This is a genomic window from bacterium, assembly GCA_036524115.1.
Taxonomy (GTDB): Bacteria; JAUVQV01; JAUVQV01; order JAUVQV01; family DATDCY01; genus DATDCY01.
In genome coordinates this window covers 1-3,679 of record DATDCY010000110.1, presented here as the reverse complement: position 1 = coordinate 3,679, position 3,679 = coordinate 1, and the positions used below count along the sequence as shown (strand labels likewise).

Genomic DNA, 3,679 nt, shown 5'->3' with positions numbered 1-3,679 from the left:
AATGCCATAGATCTTCGCTCCGCAGTCGGGGCACGCGCCGTCGCGCACCCGCATCTCCATGACCGTGTAGCCCAGCCGCGAGATCAGCCGCGTTCCGCACTTCGGGCAGAAGGTGTTCGCGCTCTCGTCGTGCGGGACGTTGCCGGTGTAGACGTGGCGCAGCCCCTCCCCGAGCGCGATGTTGCGGGCGCTGGTGATCGTCTCCAGCGGCGTCGGCGGCAGCCGCTCGAGGCGGTACATCGGGAAGAAGCGCGAGAAGTGCAGCGGCACCTCGGGACCGACCGTCCCCTTGATCCAGCGCGCCAGGTCGCGGATCTCCGCCGGGGTGTCGTTGAGGGTCGGCACGATGAGGTAGGTGATCTCGACCATGACGCCGAGCTTGACCGCGAGGGCGACGGCGTCGAGCACCGGCTGCAGCCGCGCGCCGCAGACGTCGCGGTAGTACGAATCGCGCATGGACTTGATGTCGATGTTGGCCGCGTCCATCACCGTCGCCAGTTCGCGCAGCGGCTCGGGGTTGACGAACCCCGCGGTGACCCAGATGTTGCGCAGCCCGGCGGCCCGCGCCAGCCGCGCGGTGTCCAGCATGTACTCGAAGAAGACGGTCGGCTCGGTGTAGGTGTAGGCGACCGAGCGGCAGCGCGCGGCGCGCGCCGCGGCGACGATCCGCTCGGGCGGCAGGTCCTGGTTGCGCGTCTGCTCCGGCTTCGCCTGCGAGATCTCCCAGTTCTGGCAGAAGCGGCAGGTGAGGTTGCAGCCGGCCGTCGCCACCGAGTAGGCCCCGCTCCCGGGGAGCATGTGGAAGATGGGCTTCTTCTCGATGGGGTCGACGTGGACGGCGCACGCCTTGCCGTGGACGAGCGAGTAGAGCTTCCCGTCGCGGTGGATCCGCACCCGGCAGAGGCCGATCTCGTAGTCGGCGAGGCGGCAGGCGTGCGGGCAGAGGGTGCACTCGATCTTCACGGCCGCGCTTCCGGGGTCTTTCCGTCCACCACGCGATAATATAGGGCTTCCTGCCAGGAAACGTCGGCTTGCCTGAGCACGCTCTCGTAGTAGGCGCGGCGCGCGCGCAGCCCTTCCGCGTCGGGGTCCGGGAAGTAGGAGTCCCAGATCCCGGCGGCCATGACGAGGGTCACGAGCAGCGAGACCGCGGCCACGCCCAGGGTGAAACGGCTCGGCGCCATGTCCCATATGATACCGCGCCGCGGCCGCCGGTTCCCGTGATACCGCTTCGTGTCCAGGCACGCTGCGGGGTCCTGACGCTGCGCACCCCCACCGTACTCCCTCCGGTCCGTCCGGTGGGGGGCCCCCGCTCCGCGCCACCCCTTCGCTCAGCCGATGCCGGGGCGCCCCCGGCCCGTCAGCAGCGCCCGCCCCCGGCCGCCAGCCGTGCGAGCTCCTGCCAGACCCGCTCGGCCTCCTGCCGGCAGCGCGCCTCGTCCCCGCTGTTGTCGACGACGAAGTCGGCCCGCAGGCGCTTCTGCGCCAGGGGCATCTGTGCGTCCATGCGCCGGCGCGCCTCCTCCGGCGGAAGGCGGTCGCGGGCCATGAGGCGCTGCGCCTGCTGCTCCGGCTCGGCCCAGACGACCACGACTGCGTCGTACTCGGCCTGGCGCGCCAGCTCGAAGATCAGCGCCGCCTCGACCACCGCCACGCCCCGCGGGTCGTCCTGCGCGAGCGCGTCGATGCGCCGGTCGATCTCTCCGAGGATGAGCGGGTGGAGGATCCCCTCGAGGACCCGGCGCTTGCCCCTGTCGGCGAAGACGATCGCCCCGAGCGCCGCCCGGTCGAGCGTCCCGTCGGGGCGGAGCACCTGCGCGCCGAACGCCCGCGCGATCTGCGCCAGCGCCGGCGAACCGGAGGGCGTGACCTCGCGCGCGACGCGGTCGGCGTCGATGACGTGCGCGCCCAGTTCGCGGAAGATCCGGGCGACGCTGGACTTGCCGCTGGCGATGCCCCCGGTCAGGCCGATCCTCAGCATCGTTGTTTCGGCCTCACTCCAGCACCTCCGCCGGCTCCGCGCTGCGCAGGACCGCCGCCGCGTCCTCGGGCGGCAGCGTGTTGATGAAGACGCCGGTGCCCAGCTCGAAGCCCGCCGTGGTCCCGAGCCGGGGGACGATCTCGATGTGCCAGTGGTAGTGGCGGTTCGCGCGCGACTCCAGAGGGTGCGAGCGCACGACGAGGTTGTAGTCCGGGTTCTCGAGCCGCCGGTGGAGCTTCCCGAGCGTGGCGCGCAGCACGCCCGCGAGGTCCCGGGTCTCCTCGGCCGTGACGGCGCCGTAGAAGCACGTGTGCCGGCGCGGGAAGATCCGCAGCTCGAACGGCGAGCGCGACGCGAATGGACAGAAGACCGTGAAGTGCTCGGTCTCGAGGACGAGGCGCGAGCCCTCGGCCCGCTCGGCCTCGATCATCGTGCAGAAGAGGCAGGTGCCGTAGGTGTCGAAGGAGCGGACGGCCTGGTCGATCTGGTTGCGCACGGTCGGCGGCATCACCGGCGTGGCGATGATCTGCGAGTGCGGGTGTTCGAGCGAGGTGCCGGCCTGCCGCCCGTGATTGCGGAAGATCGTGATCAGGTGGTTGCGCCCGTCGTCCATGAGCGCCTGGTAGCGCTGCTGCCACGCTTCGAGGACGAGGACGAGGTCCGCGGGCGCCATCTGCGCCGGCGAGAGGTCGTGCCGCGGGGACTCGATGACGACCTCGGCGGCGCCGTAGCCGCCCGTGCGCAGGAACTTGCCGCTCCAGACGTGGTGGAACTCGGCGTCGTACGAGAGCGCCGCGAACTTGTTCGGCACCACCCGCACGCGCCACGGGCCGTCGGAGGGGAAGCTCAGCAGCGCGTTGGGGGTCGAGCTCTCGTTGCCGGTGCAGAACGGGCAGTCGGGACGGCGGCGCGGCGGCGCGGCGCGCCCGGTGCCCGGCGCGTGGTTGTCGTCCGGCCGCCTGGCGCGCTCGGGCGCGACGATGACCCACTCCTTCGAGATCATGTCCTGCCGCAACTCGGACATCGCCCTGGGCCCTCCGCAGTCGCCGGGAACGCGACCGCCTCATTATCTCCGCCGACCCCCAAAAGATACCGCTTGACTTTGCCGCGCCAATGGCTATATTGCCACCTGCTTAAACGCTCTTTCCCAGACACGGGCAGGCTCGAAAAAAGAGCTTGACATGGCCGGACGATGTTCGGTATGATCAAGTTCTTCCGTTGGGAAGGCTGCTCTTTGAAAACTAGGCAGACGTGCTTTACTGATCTGCGGGTGTAGAAGCTCTTCGGAGCAGATACATCCCTGAATATCAGGGGATTGAATTTTCCAATTGGAGAGTTTGATCCTGGCTCAGAACGAACGCTGGCGGCGTGCTTAACACATGCAAGTCTGACGGGAATGTCGGCTTCGGCTGACTAGTACCGTGGCGAACGGGTGAGTAACACGTGGGTAATCTTCCCTTGAGCTCGGGATAACCTTGCGAAAGCGAGGCTAATACCGGATAAGACCACGCCCTCCACGGGGGGTGCGGTAAAAGGTGGCCTCTTCCTGAAAGCTACCACTTGAGGATGAGCCCGCGGCCTATTAGCTAGTTGGTAGGGTAACGGCCTACCAAGGCGACGATGGGTAGCCGGCCTGAGAGGGTGTACGGCCACACTGGCACTGAGACACGGGCCAGACTCCTACGGGAGGCAGCAGTG

At 68.7% G+C, this 3,679-nt stretch carries 4 protein-coding genes and 1 rRNA gene; 1 reads left to right on the top strand and 4 read right to left on the bottom strand.

All coding sequences use genetic code 11. The features are described 5' to 3' along the window. From amrS to galT, 4 genes are all read right to left on the bottom strand, one after another. Positions 1 to 963, bottom strand: a 963-nt coding sequence (gene amrS, locus VI078_05080) for an AmmeMemoRadiSam system radical SAM enzyme (protein HEY5998660.1), incomplete at its 3' end; no start/stop codon positions are given. Beyond that, entirely contained in the window at positions 960 to 1,184 is a 225-nt protein-coding gene (locus VI078_05075; GenBank protein HEY5998659.1) for a hypothetical protein, read from the bottom strand. The genes amrS and VI078_05075, both read right to left, overlap by 4 nt. Positions 1,185 to 1,360: 176 nt before the next feature. Beyond that, the gene (coaE, locus tag VI078_05070; GenBank protein HEY5998658.1) at positions 1,361 to 1,981 is read right to left on the bottom strand and encodes a dephospho-CoA kinase; all 621 of its coding nucleotides are present in this window, start codon (positions 1,979 to 1,981) and stop codon (positions 1,361 to 1,363) included. 13 nt (positions 1,982 to 1,994) lie between these two features. Next, positions 1,995 to 3,005 carry a galactose-1-phosphate uridylyltransferase gene (gene galT / locus VI078_05065; GenBank protein ID HEY5998657.1) on the bottom strand — a complete coding sequence of 337 codons (1,011 nt, stop codon included), beginning with the start codon at positions 3,003 to 3,005 and terminating at the stop codon, positions 1,995 to 1,997. 301 nt (positions 3,006 to 3,306) lie between these two features. On the opposite strand from galT, the gene VI078_05060 reads away from it, so the two are divergent. Then, positions 3,307 to 3,679, top strand: a 16S ribosomal RNA gene (locus VI078_05060); the annotation flags it as partial.

Excerpts from the sequence above, each read along its gene's own strand:
- VI078_05075 (HEY5998659.1), bottom strand. The coding sequence starts at position 1,184 with ATGGCGCCGAGCCGTTTCACCCTGGGCGTGGCCGCGGTCTCGCTGCTC.
- galT (HEY5998657.1), bottom strand. The coding sequence starts at position 3,005 with ATGTCCGAGTTGCGGCAGGACATGATCTCGAAGGAGTGGGTCATCGTC.
- coaE (HEY5998658.1), bottom strand. The coding sequence starts at position 1,981 with ATGCTGAGGATCGGCCTGACCGGGGGCATCGCCAGCGGCAAGTCCAGC.